Source organism: Pontibacter oryzae, assembly GCF_003576375.1.
Classification (GTDB): Bacteria; Bacteroidota; Bacteroidia; order Cytophagales; family Hymenobacteraceae; genus Pontibacter; species Pontibacter oryzae.
Window position 1 is genome coordinate 155,234 of sequence record NZ_QWGE01000006.1, and the last position, 18,988, is coordinate 174,221.

The following is an 18,988-nucleotide window of genomic DNA, read 5'->3' on the forward strand; positions in this document are numbered from 1 at the left end:
GTTGTGGGAGGCTTTCTTTTTTCTGATTGGTTTATGAATTGGGGTGTTTATACTTGATGTGTAGCCAGTAATTGTTTAGTATTCGTTGGCATAACTAATGACAATCCTCAGTCTTGCATGCTAATAGTTTCAAATAGCTATTGTGCGCTCCAAGTCCGCGAGGACTCGTTTTCCCGCTCAGCGCTATGTTCCCTCATGCGCCAGGGCGCTGCCCTCCGGGCACCGGATCTCAAAAGGCGCCTCCCGGAAAAACAGGGAACTGTTTTGCTCTGAATGTATGGAGTAGAATTGTTTTCACTGATTTCATCATTACATAAAAAAACCGCTTGCTCAAAGCTTCATACTTTGGGCAAGCGGTTTTTTTATACTTTAGGTGCTTAGGGTATACTTAGTTTTTAACCTGCACCGGCAGTCCTTCTAATTGGGCGTAACTTAGTTTCCATTCGCCGTTGTCGCTTTTCTTCCAGAGCAGAATAAAATTACCTTCTCCCATACCGCGTAACTGGTCCGGGCCCGATGGAAGTACATCTACAGAGAAAGTACCGGCTTCGTAGGCAATTGCGTTATCAGCGCCTGTGCTCACTACATTTGTTTTCAGGTCACCGATGGTAGTATAAGTATCTTTCACCCATTTATCGGCTACCTCGGCTTTTCCACTGAAATGTGTTTCGCCTTGTAAAAACTGCACATCCTCGGCCAAGTAAGAGATTACCTTATCCGGGTCGTTGTTGTTCCAGGCGCTGATAAACTCTTTATTCAGGTTCTGGATAGTGGCTGCATCCTCCGGTTTAGAGCAGGAAGAAAGTATGGCAGCAAAAAACAGTATATATAGGATTCGTTTCATGGTTTCTAAGTTTAGGTGTTACAGAAAACGCCCGGACTATAGCCGGGCGCCTCCTTAGCGTATAATTTCTCTAGTGCTTACCAGCTTTTTCTTCTAACCTCCGACGTTGAGTAAGCCGTAGACTTGTCGCCATAGTCTGGGTTTGCCAAAAAGGCGATGCCCATGATTGGGTCCTGCACCTCTGTGTAAGCGGCATAACTTACTGCAGCTGGGGCTGGCTTGCTGGCAGCTGGCGCACTGTTACGCTGGCTGTTGTTTGTAGCTACCGCACGTGCGGCGCGTGCCTCGGCGGCAGCGGCTCTGTTGGCAGCGGCTATTCTTTCAGCTTCTGCAGCGGCCTCTGCCTTATTTTTATTGTCGATTTTCTTACCGATCACATAGCCGGCACCACCACCAACTACGCCACCCACAACCCCACCAACAGCGCGGTTTCTCTTATGGATAATTGCACCAGCTGCTGCACCAGTGGCAGCGCCAATTACAGTGCCTTTAGCCTGTGGGCTTATCTTTTTCTTTTCTGACTGTGCAAAACTTGCTGTGCTAAGTATGATTGATACTATAAAAACCATACTAAAAATTAATGTTCCTCTTTTCATAAGTACGTTTTTAATGTTTATGAACAAACTTTTACGTAACTGATAGGGGATTTACAATTTGCATGCCATTCAGGTTGCTCACGCATCCCTAAAAATCTATAACCATTAATTAACAATTTGATTTTCAGGATTTTAAATTTTAAAAATTTTTATATAAAATAATTTATACATGCCTGATAGCGCTATACATAAACTCTGCTTCAGGTAGAGGAAGTGTATACTGAATAATCAGAGCATTTCATTTTTATTTCCTGAAAAGCCATTTAAGAGCAGTTTCTTTTTCTGCAAAGTTCTCCGCGGCATAAGACAAGGGTTGAGCTAACCTAAAGATGTTATCAAGCGCAAGATTCTGGAAAATATCAACGGAAAGCAGCCTGGCCAGCCGCTCTATACCCGACTTCCGTAACTGAGGCATGGCATGGGTACCAGCCCAGGCTTGGTCAGCCAGCGTAGGAGCGGGCATTTTAGTGTAATCAATCAAGACTAACTGTGCTTGCGTAGCAGTGGCACATTGGATAAACGCTTCCATACCTAGCCTGTACTCTTCCTGCTGCAGTGCTTTTTTCCATACTACTTCCAAGAAGCTTGCAGTTTCTGATTTCTCAATGTGTATATAATCGTTGCAGAAAACTGGGAGCATGTGTGAGTGAAAGGAGCTATGCTCTTGCGGCTTATTCTCAATCATATAAGGGAAATTTTAAGGACATCTTAACGCCTGGTTTCCCATTATATCAGGAGGGCTTCATTAACCTAATAGTGAATTGGAAACGTTAAACAGCCTTTTTATACGTATTTCGGCTTAACTTATGCTGCCATTCAGCGTTATTCATCAAACAAATTATTTGCCTGCATAGCACGCGCTAGCGTTACCCTTAAAAAGAACTTTGTGGATAGATTTTTCACGAATACCTGGGAGATTTTAAAGGCTTCTCAGAAGAGTTTCAGACGTGGTGAGCCCATCGTGTTTAGTGCTGCTATCGCCTTTTTCACAATTTTCTCGTTACCGGCCATCCTTATCATCCTTATGTTTGCCGGCTCCATGTTCTTCTCGGAGCAGACTGTAAGGCAAGAACTTGTGAAAGAAGTGGGCCAGCTTATCAGCGCTCAGGCTGCAGAGCAGGTTGCCAGTATACTTACGAATGCCGTGGAGGTACCTACCAGCTTCCTGGGCATACTTATAAGTATACTTGTAATCACGCAAAGTTCGGCCATTACATTTTTTATCATCCAAAAAGCATTGAATGCGGTGTGGGATGTGCGCATCCGGTCGGGTGCAGGCATTGTGAAGCTCTTAAAAAACAGGTTGACTGCGGTAGCCATGGTGGGCGGGCTAGGGTTGCTATTTGCGCTTAGCCTGCTGTTTGATACGGTGATTGCTATGTTCAGCGATGACTTGCGCGCTGTCCTGAACCAGTACTTCTCGCCAACAGTACGCACCCTAAACACGGTTTTTTACCTTACAATCGTCTTTGTGTTTTTTACCTCTATTTTAAAGCTACTGCCCGATGTATGGGTATCCTGGAAGGACGCTCTGGCTGGAGGGGTTATTACCTCACTCCTGTTCCTGGTTGGCAAGCAGATTATAAACTTCGCACTCAGCAAGATGGTTATTGCCGGAATTTATGCGGCGGCGGGCTCTTTGGTCATACTGTTGCTCTGGGTTTTTTACTCCTCCGTTATTCTGCTGTTGGGAGCCGAAGTAACCAAGGCGTATGCCACTAACAGGGGGCGCGAGGTACAGCCCAAGGATATTGCTGAAAAGTATGAGCGATAGTATGGCTGCCCCATAAACACAGAGGCAGCCATGCTTAACGTAGACTTTATGGACTAGCTTTGTTTTACAAGTTGGATTTCGCTGTTCAGTTTAATCTCATCGCTCACTACTACACTTCCAGCTTCCGTTACTGCGCTCCAGGTCAAGCCAAAGTCCTTTCGGTTTATTTTACCAGTTACGGTAAAGCCAGCCTTTGTCTGGCCGTAGGAGTCAACTACTATTCCGCCAAAAGCAACATTAACCGTAACAGGTTTTGTGGTACCCCGGATGGTGAGGTTGCCGTGCAATTTATACTCCTCGTCAGATTCCTTCTCAAACGTTTTCCCCTCAAACTTTACCTGCTCATGGTTGGCGGCATCAAAGAAATCAGCCGACTTTAAGTGCGTGTCGCGCTGTTCGTTGTTAGTACTAATGGAATCTACGTCCGCTGTGAACAGAATGCTTGATGCTTTTGCGAAGTCATCGCCTTCTGTTGCCACCTCTACATTAAATTTCCCGAAGTAGCCTGTTACCGTAGTAATCATCAGGTGTTTAACTTTGAACTGAACCTCGCTGTGTGTGGGATCTACTACCCATTTTGTTGTTGCCATAGTCCTGTGCTTTTAGAATTAATCACATTGATTTAAAAAAGAGTCGCGCTTTCTAGGGCATACGCAACAGCAGCACGCAAAGGCAACATAAACCCTTGGTTCATAACCAATAAGCAGATAGCTACATGTACGGGAACAAAAATTTGAACGCGATTGGGAACAAGACTTGCAGCTGTTAGCGGAAACTAAACGGGATCATCACTTATCTTAGGGTAGGTGATAAAAATCGAGGCACAGACCTATGCTGGTGATAGGAATGAGGATGTGTAAAAAGCCGGCGCCAAGCGATTAGCTATAGGCTTTATACTTATCTTCGAGGCTGTGCAGCGTGCTCAGAAAATCCTCTGAGTTATCTTCCAACTTTCTGAGCCCTTCATGAGCCTGGTCTATTCTGCCGCTGCTGTAAAGGTTAAAAAGCTGTAGCGCGATGGCATTAAGAGCCAAGTGCATGCGGTGCAGCGTTTTGATGCCAGGCTCATTGTAATAATAAGATAGCCCTATGGTGCTAAACCATACTTCTATCGGCCCTGATGTGGAGAAGAAAGCATGATCCATGTTGCCACCATAAAGCACGGAACGCACTTTAGACTTAAACAGAATATGCTTTATCCTAAGTTGTTGAAAATCTACCTGGGCTTGGTTCATGTAAGGCAATTAAACCTGCTACGCTATACTTTTACTGGGCTACTGCTGAGCGCCTGCTGTATCATTTAACTGTTGCAATTTCTGTTTAGCTTCTACATAAGTGGTTACATCGTATCCGAAGAATATAATACCGGTAACCTGGTCTTTTTCATTAATTAATGGCTGGTAATTTAGAGTTACATAAATATCCGATGTCTCGCCGGTGCCGAAGCGGTCCAGTTTCACTAATATCTCATCAACTATTATCGGCTTGCCTGAATTATATACCGCGTCTAGCATCTCTATAAAGCCTTGCTCAACTACTTCAGGCATGGCTTCTACCACAGTTTTGCCAACCAACTCTTTGCCGGGCATCATCTGCTGATAGGCCGGGTTTACCAGTTCGAACCTGTGATCGGGGCCTTTAAGGATGCAAAGGAGTGCCGGTACCTGCATAAACACGCGCTCCAATGTAGTGCGCTCCAGTTCAACCTTCTTGTATGCCAGCTGCACCTGGTCCGATAGCGCCTCCATTTGCTCGTTTGCCTCGAGTAACTCGTGCACCATTTGCCGCATATCGTGTATATCCGTGGAGCTGAAAACCCACATGATCACTTTCCCGTCTTCGCCCTGCATCGGTACGCCACGGGTAAGGTGCCAGCGATATGCCTTATCTTTCTCCCGGATTCTTAGCTCTACCTGCAGGCTGCTGCCGTTCTCATAGGCTTCCTTCCTGCGTTGCAGAAAGATTTTCAGATCGTCGGGGTGTATAGCATCTAAAGAGGCTCCGCCCAACAGTTCTTTAGGGGATAGACCTGTATAATTTACCCAGCGCTGATTAAAGTAAGTATACTCTCCTGCGGCATTGCTTGTATTGATAAGCTGTGGCATGGCCTCTGCCATAAACCTAAACTTCTCCTCAGTCTCAGATAGGACCAGCTTCGCTATTTCCCGTTCAGTAACATCGGCAGTACGCTGGATGATAAACATCACATTACCCGCATCATCAAGCACAGGCGTATGCGAGGCTTCCCAGAAACGTATATCAAAGCCGCCGCCCTGCGCCGCAGGCCGAGGTATATCGTAGCGTGTTACCGGGAAAAGGTCTACCTGTTTGGTATGCAGCGCATTATCCAAAGACTGGCGAAGCGTTTTCACGTTCTTAGATGCCGCACTGTTTGGGTTATCCGGAAAAGCTTTTAAGAGATCCTGCCCTATAAGCTCTTCCCTGGTCCGCATGGTAACCTCCAGGTACTTATCAGTGGCATCTAAAACTTTATACTCAGGAGATATAACTACAATCGGCTCCGGAATATGGATGAATAACTTATATAGATCCATGTTAACAGCAAGTGTAAATTAATTTAGGCGTTCTCCATGCCTTTTGGCTAAAAGGCTATAGCAAAGATAGCATAATTTGAGTTTTTGATATCTGCTTTGCGTAAGGCTACTGGTAGCAAAAACTAGCAGATCAATATTCAGGATAACTAATACTTGGTGAAATTCTTATTACGGGAATGTTCGCTAAGAAGTCGATTTTTATCAAAATCAGGATACTTTGCTAGTTGAGTAAGAATAGATAAAGCACACAATAGCGGCAAGAGCCAATTATACTTTACGGGCATCCTGATGAATTATACTTATAAATCCGTGCTGAATTTGCCATTCCGGATCAAAAACCTTATACTTAACTAGGTATGGAAACTTACCAGGTCATACTTTAAGGCCTGTTCTCAACCTGTTTCAGACGTGGCAATTCAGCCAGGCGCCAGGTTTTCCGGCCTAACGTTCAATCAATTTCTTAACCCAATCCTAACAAGAACCACTACATGGTATTATTAAAGAAAGGGACTATTGCAGCCGCACTTGTCATGACATCACTTTGCTTCGGGCATGAGGCACTCGCTCAGGAAGCCGCAGGGCCACAGACAGAGCAATCAGAACACAGTTTTTCTAACCAAGACCTGAAAAACTTTTTGGAAGCTAACACCAAAGCCACCGAAATACAAAAAGAGAGCCGTACCGCATTGGTAGCCGCCATAGAAGAGCAGGACTTGAGCGTGGACCGTTTCAATGAGCTTGCAAAGGCACACCGCCAGAAAAAACTGGAAGAGGTAGCCGAAAATCCGGAAGAAATCTCCGCTTTCAGCAGCGCGGCGCAAACCATCGTACAACTACAGCCCGAAACACGCCAGAAGGTAAAAGAAGCCATTGAAGAAGAAGGCCTTACCATGGAAGAGTATAACAACATTCTGAAAGCTTATAAAGAAGACCCAGCCGTGCAAACCCAGATCAGGAAAGTAATGGCTGCCGAATAAGCCCACCTAGTATAACGAGCACGCGTGCCCTTCTTAGTTTCTAGGAAGGGCACGTCCGCTTTTAAAAGCTATACCTGCTGCATAACCAGACTTGCCGCCTTGCCGTACGCTTTAGGGTTTGCACCTTATCGGCCACAGGCACGCTGTAAGCAACCACTAAGTATAACCAGCGCTGTTTTTTACAAGCGCACAACTATGAAAACAAATGAGCAAGCAAACCAATATCGAAACCCAGAAAAAATTTGGCGAAGCCATTAACACCGGCCAGCTTCAGAAATTTCATGAGCTGATGACGGCTGACGTGCTGGACCACGACCCCGCACCTGACCAAGGGCCTGGCCCCGAAGGCTTTATTCAATTCTTTTCTACATTCCGCGCTGCCTTTCCCGACCTGAAAGTAAACGTGGAGCATATGGTTGCCGATGATGATAGTGTGGCCATTGCATACACCGTTACAGGCTCGCACCAGGGAGATTTTATGGGCATAGCACCCACCAACAAATCCATCAAGGCCAGGGGTGTGCAGATTGCCCGCTTCGAGGGTGGTAAAATCGCCGAGCGATGGGGCAGCTCAGACGAGTTAGGCACCCTGAAGCAAATCGGGGCTCAGATCAGCGCTTAAATCTCAAACCAGTTGTAGCCGCAGCTTATAGTACTCATACTTTAAACCATGCGGGAGTGTCTTTACCTACCCATATTAGCTAGCAAACCTTGCGGCATGAAATACCATTCTGTTTAAAAGTTTTATACCTTGAGCTAGTAATTACAAAACAGATACGATGCAATACAGACGATTTGGCCGAACAGGCTGGGAAATAAGCGAAGTAGGCTACGGCATGTGGGGCATGGCAGGCTGGACAGAGTCAGATGACCGGCAATCTGAGCAATCCCTGGATTTGGCAGTGGCAAACGGCTGCAACTTTTTCGACACGGCCTGGGACTATGGCAGCGGGCACAGCGAAGAATTGCTAGGCAAACTCCTGAAGCGCCACCCGGAGCAGAAGCTCTACGTAGCCACCAAAATCCCGCCCAGGAACTTTACATGGCCTTCTAAATCAAACTTTAAGCTGGAAGATGTTTTCCCGGCTAGGCATATTATGGAGTATACCGAGAAAAGCCTGAAGAACCTGGGCGTGGAAACCATCGACCTGATGCAGTTTCATGTGTGGGAAGATAGCTGGGCAAACCAGGACGAGTGGCAGCGTGCCGTGGAAAAACTGAAAGCCGATGGCAAAATTCAGCACATGGGCATTAGCGTGAACCGTTGGGAGCCAGAAAACGTGCTCGAAACTTTGCGCACCGGCCATATCAGCGCGGTGCAGGTTATCTACAACATCTTCGACCAGGCCCCGGAAGATGAACTGTTCCCGCTTTGCGAGAAACTCGATATAGGGATAATTGCCCGCGTACCATTTGATGAAGGTACCCTGACCGGGAACCTCACCAAAGACAGTACTTTTCCGGAAGGCGATTGGCGCAACACATACTTTGTGCCCGAAAACCTTAACAGCAGCGTAGCGCATGCCGATAAGTTAAAGCCACTGGTACCCGAAGACATGACTTTGCCCGAAATGGCACTGCGCTTTATACTTAGCAACCCGCAAATCAGCACAACCATACCTGGCATGCGCAAAGCCAACCACGTAAAGGCAAATACCGCCACCAGCGATGGAAAAGGCTTGCCAAAAGAATTGCTTGAAGAACTAAAAGGCCACCGCTGGGACCGTAAACCAACGGAGTGGTCACAGTAAGATGCTCAGTTAGAAAGCATACTTTCATATTTTATTGGCGACGGCCACTTACTCAGTACAAATTTGGGTTAGTGGCCGTTGGTACTTTATACTTCCCATCAACCTGCTGTTTGTACCGCAATATCGTTTCTAATCAAAAATTTTAGCACACTTCTTAGTAACAGATTTCGTAACATCGCGGTTGTTTATACAAATCACTTTAAATGCCTTATTCTAAAATTAGTAAAGCTTTCGCTGAGCTTACCCCTTACGAAATGTATGATATGCTTCGCCTGCGCAGCGAGGTGTTTGTAGTGGAGCAGACCTGCGTTTTTCTGGACATGGATAACAAAGACCAGAAATGCCAGCACCTGCTTCTGTATCAAAACGATGAGTTAGTGGCCACCTCACGGCTTGTGCCGCCCGGTCTCTCCTACCCCGATGCCATGTCTATTGGCCGCATTGTGACAAGTATGGCCGTGCGTGGAAAAGGCGCTGGCAAGTTTCTGGTGGATTTCTCCATACAGGAATGTTACCGCTTATACGGTTCGGGGCCCATCAAAATTGGCGCACAGCTATATGCTAAAGGTTTTTACGAAGCGTTCGGTTTTGTGCAATCGGGCCCGGTGTATGACGAGGATGGCATCGACCACATTGAGATGACGAAAGTATAAATTATACTTTAAAACAAAGCCCCGGCAAACTACACTGCTTACCGGGGCTTCGTGTTTTATATTTTTATAGACGCACTTATACCAGCACCGATGTATCCTCTTCCACCTCCCGGCGGTTGGCACGGTAGCGGATAGTGCGCTGGCCTACCAGCAGAATAATCAATCCGGCAATAGCACACCCTGCCATAACGCTTACCATGGGTAGTGTTGTATTGTTGTGGAGCACACTCACGGCAGCCGACATCAAGCCACCCATCGCCATCCTGAAACTACCCAACAGCGCAGCCGCACTACCAGTGTTCTTGGTAAATGGCGCCAACGACAAAGCCGTAGCATTGGGGTTAAGCAAGCCCTGCCCCGTTAGGAAGATAAACAACAGCCCAATCAGGCTATACTTCCCATACCAGCCATAGTAAGTGCCTACCACCAAAAGTACGGCCACAACGGTTTGGTAAACTAAGGTAAAGTTGATGACCTGTTCGCTTTTAAACTTGTTAAGTATCACATGGTTGAGTTGCGTAGACCCGATCATGGCGAATGCTAGGAAAGCGAAAATCCAGCCGTACTCCTGCTCGCTTACATGGTAAATGTTCATGAACACATCCGAGGAGCCCGCGATATACGCAAACGGAGCCGCCGTAGCGATGCCTCCGGCCAGCGCATACAACAGAAACTGCTCTTGCTTCATTACGCTCAGGAAGTTATCTAACACCGGTTTAGGTTTTAGCGAGATAGATGCATCGGGTTGCCGCCCCTCTGGCAGCGCCACAAATACGCCTACCATAATGAGAGCCGTAATAGCCGCCAGAATAACAAAAACCGAGTGCCAGCCAAAGGCTGCCGTAAGGTACCCTCCAACTGTTGGTGCTATCATGGGGGAAACCGCAATTACAAGGGTAAGCAACGAAAAGGCCTGTGCTGTTTTGTTTACCGGAAAGATATCGCGCACAAGTGTCTGGGCCGCTACCATGCCCGCACAACCGCCTACTGCCTGTATAAAGCGCATCACGATAAGCGAGTTAACAGAGTCGGTATAGGCACAGGCCAGCGAGGCCACAATATAAATGGCAAGGCCGGCATAAAGTGGGTTTTTACGGCCAAACCTATCCAGCAACGGGCCGTACAGCAACTGCCCTACCGAAATACCGATCAGGTACGCCGTCAGGGAAAGCTGCACCTGCGAAATATTGGTGTCAAGGTCCTTTACGATTGCCGGAAAACCCGGCAAGTACATATCAATGGAAAAAGGACTGATGGTGGCTAAAGCGCCAAGCACCAGGATGATGATAAAATGTTCTTTACGCGTCATGTATTTGTCTTGCCCTCAAAGTTACAACATAAATTTAACATCGCTCTGCCCTTAAAATCAGGTATGCTGCCATTCGGCTTTAGCTTGTTTTAGTTCAGGCCCGCAAAAACCTTGGGCCGAAGGTTACTAACAACTAACTTGGCACAAAGTTCCCGATTATTTACCTTGCCTCCTATGACTGCATCAAACACACAACCAAACCCGAATATCCTCGAAGAGCTGGTGCGCCACAGCATGCCCTTCGGAAAGTATAAAGGTATATTGCTTTGCAACCTTCCGGTATCATACTTAGAGTGGTTTGCGGCCAAGGGTTTTCCGGCTGGCAAGCTGGGCATGCAACTGGCCACCATGTATGAGATCAAGATCAATGGCCTCAATTATTTGTTAGCCCCTCTGCGTAAGCAGTTTGCAAGGCGCTAAACGCCAGTTTATACTTATTAGACAAGTTGTGGTTTTATGATTCAGCGAATATTCTAAATCTTAAGTCGATTGACTTGCATTGCAATACAACATCTACTTAAACTTAAATAATGCTGCATATCTACTATATCAAAAATTTAGTATATTAATGTGCTGATTACTGAACTATGAAAACACTGCTTCGTTTGCAACCCTCGCTTTGGTTGCTTGTTTTAATCCCTTTCCTATCAGGGTGCAACCAGGAAAAAGACGACTATATTAGTAAGTATTGCCCTGGCTCCTGCACCATAATTAAAGGCCGCGCTACCATCAACAACGGCTCCACACCTCTGGCTGGTGTTACGTTGCTGGCGCAGTGGCATTACTCTCGCTACCTCAGCGGCAGCACCATCCGCAAAAAAGCCTTCGCCACTACCGATGCCAACGGCAATTATGAGCTTCGCTTTCTGCTGCGCGATGATGAACTGCAGGGGGGCTACATCGAAGTAATCACTAACCTGGACCCGGAAAAGTATACTTATTGCCAACCCGGCGACTTTTATTACGCTGGCGAACTGGAGCGAAATACCACGTTAGAACGAAACTACGCCCTGGCTGCCAAAGCAACCCTGGAGTTGCAACTAAGCAACCCCGACGCCCTCGGCCCTAATAATTCCCTCGTAGTAACGGCACGCTATGCTACTGCCCCAACCCAGGGGGCGGAATGCGAGCAGCGGATTTTCTGGCCCCAAACTACCGCTACTCAACTACTAACTGTGGCATCCGGCACGCCGGTTACCATCAGCATTGCCCGGACTAAAAACGGCCAGCAAACCACAGAAAACTTGACTGTGCAGCTGCAGGAAGGTGAAACACTGGCATTGCCCTTAACTTTTTAGCCCATGGATTTCGAGATAATACACGAAGAGCGCTACCAGCAGTTTACAGCGCACCTGCCGCATAACCAGGAGGCTGAGGTTGCCTATGCCCGGCCAGAGCAGCAGGTGCTGGACTTTACCCATACCTTTGTGCCCGAAGACTACCGCGGCCAGGGGCTGGCGCAGCAGCTAATCAGCACCGCCCTGGACTTTGCCCGCCAGCAAAACTGCAAAGTAATAGCTACTTGCCAGGCCGTGCAGCAGTTTATCGCGCAAAACCCCGAATACCAGGACCTTTTGGACTAGTTTAAACCCTCGCTATGAAACGCTTTATACTTATAATTCTGGTAATTTTTACCGGAAGCCTTTGCGCAATGGCACAGGACAATGCGCCCATCGAAAAGCATACCATGTACTTGCAGGTTGGCGTGGCTACCCCTAAAGGAGATTTTGGGAGCGCTGATTTTGAAGACGATTACCCCGATTTTGCGGATCAGGGCCCTTTGCTGCAGGCTGGCTACCGGTACCGTTTCAGCAAGTTTTTTGCCGCCGGAGGGTCAGTAACTTACCGTTATAATAAATTTAGAATGGATGCTTTTGTGGATGACTCAGACGACCTGGTAACGGACAAAGAGGCACGGGGCTGGCAATCAGCAATGGCGCTGGCAGACATGTATGCGCTGTATCCCCTACCTGATGAGACCACTATACTATATGCCAAGGCATCGGCTGGCGCATCGGTTAACCGCAGTGCCTCCTGGCGCATAAATACAGTTTATGGTAGCTTAAGCATGCCTGCCGACAATGCCAGCGCTTCCGCATTTGGCTGGGCAGTTGGCATAATGCTGCGCGCAAAACCTGTAGAGCTATACGTAGAAAGCGGCATGCTCTACACCAAACCAGCGTTTACCGTGGCAGGCGCGCAAGGCAACCGTTTTAAGCACAAGCAAGCCATGAACACGCTTCATGTCAGCCTTGGCGTTTCCTATACTTTATAGTTCAAGCTTTAGCCAGCTGCTCAAAGCTATCTTTTAATTTAGGATACAGCTGCTCATAAACAGCGTAGCTCTTTGCGTAAACCTGGTGGTTTGCCATGTTAGGCTTGAAGGTCCTGCTTATACGTATCATTTCCTCAGCCGCCTCTAGCGATGGCAGTAATTTTAGAGCATACATCCCCAGGATGGCAGCCCCAAAAGCAGAGCCTTCCGGGGTTTCGGTTAGGCGCACCTGCTTACCCGTTACATCAGAAAGCATCTGTACCCAAAGTTCCGAAAACGCGAAACCGCCGTTGGCATAAATGTTAGTAACCGGGCCCACGGTTTGCTCAAGGGCTTGTACTACGCTGTTCACGCCAAAAATCACGCCCTCCATAACTGCCCGCAGAAAATGCGCGCGCGTGTGGCTAAAGGTAGCCCCAATAAAGCAGGCCCGCGCGGCGCCATCCCAAACCGGGGCACGCTCGCCGAGCAGGTATGGCAAAAATAACAAGCCTCCCGCTCCTGGCGCAACAGACTCTGCCACATCATTCAGCAATTCGTAAATATCCTGGTCTTTGGCTAACGCCTCCACGCTTTCAGCGGCATAGAAGGCATCTCGGAACCAGCGTAGCGCCACGCCGCCATTATTCACGGCCCCGCCCAGCACAAAATGGTTTTCGTTCAGGATATAGCTAAAAACACGCTCCTGTATGTCTGTGGCAGGCTGGTTGGCCATTACGCGCACCGCACCGCTCGTACCAATAGTTACCACAGCTTCTCCCGGACGCACGGCATGCGAGGCCAGGTTTGCCAGGCATCCATCGCTTGCACCAACCACGAAAGGAGTAGCTGCATCAAGCTGTAGAAAATCAGCATCGGTCTCAGAAAGGCCCCGAAAGGTATAGGTTGGGGCAACAGGTTCGGGCAATTGCTCTGGATTTATGCCGGCTACCTCTAGGGCATCCTTGTGCCACACAAACTCAAAAATATTAAATAAGCCCATGGCAGAGGCTACCGAGTAGTCAACTTTATACTTACCAAACAACCGGAAAAGGACATACTCTTTAATACCGATAAACTTGGCGGCACGCTTAAATAATTCCGGTTGCTCCTGCCGCAGCCAGCACAGCTTTGGCAACGGAGACATGGGGTGCACCGGCGTGCCTGTTTGCAGGTATATTTTATGCCCTACAGCGCTATTTTTTATACTTTCGGCACAGACACGGCTACGGGTATCGGCCCAAATAAAACAGCGGCTAATTGGCTCGCCAACGGCATCCATCAGGATAAGGCTATGCATGGCGCTGCTAAAGCTTACGCCTAAAGGCTTAACGTTATGCTCACTAAGCCAAGCAGACACGGTGCGTAAAGTACTGCGCACAGCCTGATACACCTGCTCAGGCTCCTGCTCCGCCTGCCCAGGCTCTCTGCTGATAATCGGGTACTCTACAACCTGATGGAACAGCACTTCGCCCTGCAAACTAAATGCCACTGTTTTTGTACTGGTGGTTCCAATATCAACACCGATAATGCTGTTTTGCTGCATATATACTAATTTTACTTTGCTTACGTAGATGCTGCTTTAGGTTTTGGGATTAACTGTTTATACTTAAAAGTTACTGCCAAATCAGCAAGCTGCGGTTTAACAGCCACGCATAAATTGCCTGCTTATGCAACGCTTTGCTCAAATCAACGGATTGTCGCCTTGTTATTACTCGCATTTATAGCAAAAGCTAAGAAAGCGTTTAGGCGATGGGGTATATCCCAAATTTCTCCAGTTTTATACTTAGCTGTTTTGTTACAGCTTTTACACAGCATTTCACTATGCAGGCTCTTGTGTGTTAGTGCGAGTAAACTATACTCACAATTTCACTTAGCATGCTTGAGGCTGAGATTAAGTATAGGTACCTTATGCTAACTCATGAGCAAAATCTCAAAGCAACACGAGGCCTCTTTGGTCGGCATAAGTCTGTGGATAACTGTGGATAATGTATAAAAATGTAGATAAACCTTGTGCTGCCAGCAGTAAAAAAAATATAACGCATTGCATTTCAGGCATTTTTACAGAACATACCCAATCGCACCAGCTATAAACGTGTAAAATTTGTCCACATTCACATTTCATACATACGGATTACCTATTTTTGTAAAGGAAATCATACTTACACAACCAGGTAACGTGCTGCAGCGAATGATCAAGACAAATACACATAGAGGCGAGGTAATACGCGAGGCAATTAAGGCCAGCGGAGTAGCCATTGGCTTAGTGGCGGAGAAGATGGGTATCAGCCGAAAAACGCTTTACAACAAGTTTAAGGAGTCTAGTATTCCGTACAGCTTTATTTTAAAGCTAGGTGAGGTGATCCACCACGACTTTTCACAGAATTTCCCGCATCTGAGTAAAATTGTGAAAAAAGATGCTCCTAAACCACAGCCCCAGACGAGCACCAACCTGCTCCTCCCCTTCGATGGTGAGCCCCAGGAAGTATATAAGCCAAACAACCTCCGCGATTGCGAGCAGGAACTGGTTAACCTTCAGCGCAAGTACATTACCCTGCTGGAGAAGTTTAACGAGCTGTTGCTTAAAACGCAGGCATAAAAAAAGCGTAGCCTTGGCTACGCTTAATCAGCATTAGTAAATGCCTACGCTGTCTATGCCAATGTTCACATCTTCGGGCACGGTGTTATCTATACTTTGCTCTGTGCCCGTCATAAACGTGGCCACGGCTTTGCCTCGGGCATATAATGTAAGGATATTGTCTGAGAGGCGATAACTATCTACGCGGCCAAGCACTTCCAAAAACTTGTTTTCCTGCTCCATGTCCGGGCAAGCCATACGCGTGGTACCTAACTCGGATAGCACTAAGTTCTTTTCATTTGCCTCATACTTTCCAAAGAATTTATTGCAACCTGTAAATCCATGCACGTCATCGTCTCTTTCCTGAAAACGGATAAAAGCTGTTTTCGTGTTCTGAGGCTGTTGCATATCCTGCCCTTCCAACGATACCAAACTCCAGTAAGCATCTTTAATACTTTCTACCTCACCGGCCAGGTCCTTGTTTTGTACGGTGCAGCCACTTCCTAACCATAAGGTAACCAGCAGGAAGGATAACAAGCGTAGTAGTTTTTTCATGTTTTTAGCATTCGGTTATACATACAGGCTGTGTATGGCAACACCACAGCCGCCTTCTTTTACGCAAGTTTACACTTAAAGTATGGCACAAAAAAGTCCACGATGCAACTGCACCGTGGACTTTAAAGTAGGTAGTGACGTTACCCTCTCGGGTTTTCGTTGCCGTAGCCACTGATGCGGGAGTCAGCACTATAGTCAGGACCCGACGACTCGCCGGGGCGCCGATAACGGCTGCTGCGCTGGCTATAGTCACTTTCGCTTCTGTGCCTTGGGTTGCGGATTTCGCTGTGGTGGCTATAGTCGTCGTGGTCGGAGCGGCCTTCGTAAAAGCGATGCTCATCACGGTTGCCGCGGTTATAATCGTTTTGGGAACGGCTTTGCGGGTGCTCTCCACGGTCATAGTAGGCATCGGTACCAAGCATGTTGTAGCCATGGTCTGAGCGGCCTCTGTAGCTCTTCTCATGCTCATCGCGACCAAAATCTTCGTAACGGCGGCCAGAGCCACCATATTGGTAGCTGTTGTCTTGGCGGCTATAGCGGCCACTGTCTTGTGAGCCGGCGCTGTAGTTGGTGCCGCGTGCCGTGCCAGTGGTACCGTATTCATCATGATCTTCACGGCCAGTGCCTCTGTTGGGCTCATAACCTCCACTGCGCCTGTTGCCCATGTAGGGGTTTGGGTCGCCGTAGTGGTAATGGTCCTGGTTTTGCTGGCTGTGGTTTTGCATTGCACCACGGTGGCTGCTTGCATCGTAACCAGCCACAGGCCCACCGCTTCTGTAGCCATAGTTCTCATCCGGGTGGCTTACACGCACGTTCTTGTAGGCGGCATCCTCGTTGTTCATGCCGTAATAATTACCGCGGTGGTTGCTATAGCGGTCACGGTAATTTCCTAAACTTTCGTTGCGGTCTTCATTGTTATAGTTATCGTCGTGCTGTCTCCTATACTCGTTTGATGAACGGTAGTTAAAGTCGTTTCTTTCCATAGGTTCAGTTTATTTGTTTTAATGTTAATACTTTACCTCTAAACGGACATCAGCCGCATACGTTGGGTTCTTTTGCCTCCAGCTGCTCCAAATAACCTTTCTGGTGATTTATAACAAACTGATCATCAACACAAAACATTCAGCATTTCACTTAAAGAGCGCCTCCTTGCAGGGAGCCAGTACAAGTTTAACCTTTAGGTTTGCCCGCGGCATATTTGGGCAGGTACAAGTGTAGTAGGTGTGGTTTGGTCGATTTATCCGGTGGGTTTATCTATTTCATTAGCTCGCCAGAAGTATAGTTCATACTTTTAATCAGACGAAAAAACTCAACCCGGAATCATGACAAAACTATCTGCTGCCCTTGCGCTTGCTGTGTTGCTTTCGGTGGGGCTAACTGCCGAGGCTGCCAAAGGCCCTGAGCTAACCTACCACGTAAACCTGAACGACCGCGCCGACGACCGCTTTAAGGTTAGCCTGGATGTAAAAGGCCTTTCGGATGAGAACAACATCTTCCAGTTTGCCGCTACGGCCCCGGGCACTTACCAGACCATGGACATTGGCCGCTTTGTGGAGAATTTCAAGGCATACGATAAAAAAGGGCGCGAGCTGGAGGTAAAGCAGATCAGCACCAACCAATGGCAGCTGAGCAAGCCGGGCAAAGTGCGCAAGATCTCGTACCAGATCGCCGAAACCTGGGACACGCCCGTTACCGAGAAAAAGATATACGGCATGTGCGGCACTTCGCTGGAGCAGGACCACGCACTTATAAACGGCCAGGGCGTGTTCGGCTATGTAGAAGGCTTGCAGGCCTCGCCAATGCGCATTAAGCTGGATTACCCGCAGAACTGGGAAGTGGGCACCGCCCTGCGCAAGGACGCCAAAGGCTACTACACCGCCACTAGCTACGACCACATTGTGGACTCGCCGATACTGCTGGGCACGCTTACCAAAGCCGAAACGGTGTACAACGGCACCACCATCGATATTTATACTTACTCCAAAACCGGTAAGATCAAATCTGGGGACCTGCTCCAGAACATGACCGACATGCTGGGCGCGGCACACAAGTTTGTGGTCGATTTTCCAGTGGATCATTACACTTTCCTTTACCATTTCGAGGATGTGAGCTGGGGTGCCTGGGAGCACTCGTACAGCTCTGAGTACGTGATGGAGGAGCAGGACTTGACGCCGGCCTATGCCCAACAGCTGACAGACATTGCCGCGCACGAGTTCTTCCACATCATCACGCCGCTAAACATACATTCCGAAATCATCGAGCGCTTTAACTTTGTGGAGCCAACACCATCGCAGCACCTGTGGCTGTACGAGGGCACCACTGAGTGGGCCTCCGACATGATGCAGCTGCGCGGCGGCATGATGGACCTGACCGAGTACTTGGCCGACCAGAGCCAAAAGCTCAGCATGGACGACCTGATGGATAAGAACTACAGCCTCCAGAAGCTAGCGCTAACCTCTTACACACCGGAAGGCCAGAAGCAATATGGCAATATTTACATGCGTGGCGCTGTGGTGGCAACCCTGCTCGATATCCGTTTGCTGGAGCTGTCAGGGGGCAAGCGTGGCCTGCGCGAGGTGATCAATGAGCTTTCTAAAGAGTATGGCCCGAGCAAGGCCTTCCCTGAAAACGAGTTCTTCGACATTTTTGCCGCGAAGACCTACCCGGAGATCAGCGAATTTTTTAACCGCTACGTGAAAAACGCAGAGCCCCTTCCGCTGGCAGCTTACTACAATAAGCTTGGCATAAGCTACACGCCTTCCGTTGTATCTGATGAGAAGACAAAATCGCTGGGTTATACCTTTGCTGTGCCGGACGGAAAGCTGCGCATGGTAAAAGTAGATGAAGCGGCACAGAAGCTGGGCCTGCACGAAAACGATGCCCTAGTAGCCTTAAACGGTGCCGCCATTAGCCTGCAAAACGCCAACCAAGAGCTAGGCAAGCTGGTTACCCTTAACACAGGCGACGCTTATACCATAACTGTGGAGCGCGATGGCAGAAACCTTGACCTTAAACTTAAAATGCTGGAAAAGACAAAAGAGCTTAAGCACCAGTTTAAGGAGAACGAGCAGGCCACACCAGCCCAAGTGGCCCTGCGCCAGGCCTGGCTGCGCAATATCTAAATTGAGTTTGTTGTTTGTTG

The 18,988-nt window shown here is 48.0% G+C and carries 21 protein-coding genes; 11 read left to right on the top strand and 10 right to left on the bottom strand.

What is annotated here, in order from left to right; translation table 11 throughout:
- Window positions 1–388 precede the first annotated feature (388 nt).
- The 3 genes from D1627_RS16995 to D1627_RS17005 all read right to left on the bottom strand — a co-directional run bounded on the left by D1627_RS16995 (window position 389) and on the right by D1627_RS17005 (window position 2,125).
- A complete protein-coding gene (locus D1627_RS16995) occupies window positions 389–844 on the bottom strand; it encodes a DUF4440 domain-containing protein (RefSeq protein WP_119433473.1) in 456 nt (151 codons plus the stop codon).
- Between the two features lie 77 nt (window positions 845–921).
- The gene (locus D1627_RS17000) at window positions 922–1,413 is read right to left on the bottom strand and encodes a glycine zipper domain-containing protein (RefSeq protein WP_233555682.1); all 492 of its coding nucleotides are present in this window, start codon (window positions 1,411–1,413) and stop codon (window positions 922–924) included.
- A gap of 271 nt (window positions 1,414–1,684) precedes the next feature.
- Window positions 1,685–2,125, bottom strand: coding sequence for a hypothetical protein (locus D1627_RS17005; RefSeq protein ID WP_119433474.1), 441 nt, complete (start codon window positions 2,123–2,125; stop codon window positions 1,685–1,687).
- A gap of 201 nt (window positions 2,126–2,326) precedes the next feature.
- On the opposite strand from D1627_RS17005, the gene D1627_RS17010 reads away from it, so the two are divergent.
- On the top strand, window positions 2,327–3,214 hold the full coding sequence (locus D1627_RS17010; protein ID WP_158607211.1) for a YihY/virulence factor BrkB family protein: 888 nt from the start codon (window positions 2,327–2,329) through the stop codon (window positions 3,212–3,214).
- A gap of 53 nt (window positions 3,215–3,267) precedes the next feature.
- On the opposite strand, the gene D1627_RS17015 is transcribed toward D1627_RS17010, so the two are convergent.
- From D1627_RS17015 to D1627_RS17025, 3 genes are all read right to left on the bottom strand, one after another.
- Complete coding sequence (locus D1627_RS17015; RefSeq protein ID WP_119433476.1) at window positions 3,268–3,804, bottom strand: YceI family protein; 537 nt, start codon at window positions 3,802–3,804, stop codon at window positions 3,268–3,270.
- Between the two features lie 288 nt (window positions 3,805–4,092).
- Window positions 4,093–4,449 carry a histidine kinase gene (locus D1627_RS17020; RefSeq protein WP_119433477.1) on the bottom strand — a complete coding sequence of 119 codons (357 nt, stop codon included), beginning with the start codon at window positions 4,447–4,449 and terminating at the stop codon, window positions 4,093–4,095.
- A gap of 39 nt (window positions 4,450–4,488) precedes the next feature.
- Window positions 4,489–5,769 carry a PAS domain-containing protein gene (locus tag D1627_RS17025; protein WP_119433478.1) on the bottom strand — a complete coding sequence of 427 codons (1,281 nt, stop codon included), beginning with the start codon at window positions 5,767–5,769 and terminating at the stop codon, window positions 4,489–4,491.
- A gap of 488 nt (window positions 5,770–6,257) precedes the next feature.
- Here D1627_RS17025 and D1627_RS17030 point away from each other — a divergent pair, with 488 nt between their 5' ends.
- The 4 genes from D1627_RS17030 (at window position 6,258) to D1627_RS17045 (ending at window position 9,150) form a co-directional block, all read left to right on the top strand.
- On the top strand, window positions 6,258–6,746 hold the full coding sequence (locus tag D1627_RS17030) for a DUF4168 domain-containing protein (RefSeq protein WP_119433479.1): 489 nt from the start codon (window positions 6,258–6,260) through the stop codon (window positions 6,744–6,746).
- Between the two features lie 205 nt (window positions 6,747–6,951).
- A complete protein-coding gene (locus D1627_RS17035; protein WP_119433480.1) occupies window positions 6,952–7,368 on the top strand; it encodes an ester cyclase in 417 nt (138 codons plus the stop codon).
- A 157-nt stretch (window positions 7,369–7,525) separates the two neighbouring features.
- Window positions 7,526–8,497: an aldo/keto reductase gene (locus tag D1627_RS17040; RefSeq protein WP_119433481.1), complete on the top strand. Its 972-nt coding sequence runs from the start codon at window positions 7,526–7,528 to the stop codon at window positions 8,495–8,497.
- Between the two features lie 203 nt (window positions 8,498–8,700).
- Window positions 8,701–9,150 (top strand): GNAT family N-acetyltransferase, encoded by a 450-nt coding sequence (locus tag D1627_RS17045; RefSeq protein WP_119433482.1) that lies wholly within the window; start codon window positions 8,701–8,703, stop codon window positions 9,148–9,150.
- 76 nt (window positions 9,151–9,226) lie between these two features.
- Here the strand turns inward: D1627_RS17045 and D1627_RS17050 are convergent, their stop codons facing one another.
- On the bottom strand, window positions 9,227–10,459 hold the full coding sequence (locus D1627_RS17050) for a multidrug effflux MFS transporter (protein WP_119433483.1): 1,233 nt from the start codon (window positions 10,457–10,459) through the stop codon (window positions 9,227–9,229).
- Between the two features lie 174 nt (window positions 10,460–10,633).
- On the opposite strand from D1627_RS17050, the gene D1627_RS17055 reads away from it, so the two are divergent.
- From D1627_RS17055 to D1627_RS17070, 4 genes are all read left to right on the top strand, one after another.
- The gene (locus D1627_RS17055) at window positions 10,634–10,879 is read left to right on the top strand and encodes a DUF3820 family protein (RefSeq protein ID WP_119433484.1); all 246 of its coding nucleotides are present in this window, start codon (window positions 10,634–10,636) and stop codon (window positions 10,877–10,879) included.
- Window positions 10,880–11,046: 167 nt separating this feature from the next.
- Window positions 11,047–11,757, top strand: coding sequence for a hypothetical protein (locus D1627_RS17060; RefSeq protein ID WP_119433485.1), 711 nt, complete (start codon window positions 11,047–11,049; stop codon window positions 11,755–11,757).
- A 3-nt stretch (window positions 11,758–11,760) separates the two neighbouring features.
- Window positions 11,761–12,042, top strand: a complete 282-nt coding sequence (locus D1627_RS17065; RefSeq protein WP_119433486.1) for a GNAT family N-acetyltransferase — start codon at window positions 11,761–11,763, stop codon at window positions 12,040–12,042.
- 14 nt (window positions 12,043–12,056) lie between these two features.
- The gene (locus tag D1627_RS17070; protein WP_119433487.1) at window positions 12,057–12,734 is read left to right on the top strand and encodes an outer membrane beta-barrel protein; all 678 of its coding nucleotides are present in this window, start codon (window positions 12,057–12,059) and stop codon (window positions 12,732–12,734) included.
- A gap of 1 nt (window position 12,735) precedes the next feature.
- On the opposite strand, the gene D1627_RS17075 is transcribed toward D1627_RS17070, so the two are convergent.
- A complete protein-coding gene (locus D1627_RS17075) occupies window positions 12,736–14,259 on the bottom strand; it encodes a gluconokinase (RefSeq protein ID WP_119433488.1) in 1,524 nt (507 codons plus the stop codon).
- A 558-nt stretch (window positions 14,260–14,817) separates the two neighbouring features.
- On the opposite strand from D1627_RS17075, the gene D1627_RS17080 reads away from it, so the two are divergent.
- Complete coding sequence (locus D1627_RS17080) at window positions 14,818–15,312, top strand: hypothetical protein (protein WP_147383359.1); 495 nt, start codon at window positions 14,818–14,820, stop codon at window positions 15,310–15,312.
- A 33-nt stretch (window positions 15,313–15,345) separates the two neighbouring features.
- Here D1627_RS17080 and D1627_RS17085 read toward each other — a convergent pair whose 3' ends face one another.
- Window positions 15,346–15,846 carry an META domain-containing protein gene (locus D1627_RS17085; RefSeq protein WP_119433490.1) on the bottom strand — a complete coding sequence of 167 codons (501 nt, stop codon included), beginning with the start codon at window positions 15,844–15,846 and terminating at the stop codon, window positions 15,346–15,348.
- Window positions 15,847–15,986: 140 nt separating this feature from the next.
- On the bottom strand, window positions 15,987–16,829 hold the full coding sequence (locus D1627_RS17090) for a hypothetical protein (protein ID WP_119433491.1): 843 nt from the start codon (window positions 16,827–16,829) through the stop codon (window positions 15,987–15,989).
- Between the two features lie 339 nt (window positions 16,830–17,168).
- On the opposite strand from D1627_RS17090, the gene D1627_RS17095 reads away from it, so the two are divergent.
- Window positions 17,169–18,968: a M61 family metallopeptidase gene (locus D1627_RS17095; RefSeq protein WP_119433492.1), complete on the top strand. Its 1,800-nt coding sequence runs from the start codon at window positions 17,169–17,171 to the stop codon at window positions 18,966–18,968.
- Window positions 18,969–18,988: the final 20 nt, after the last annotated feature.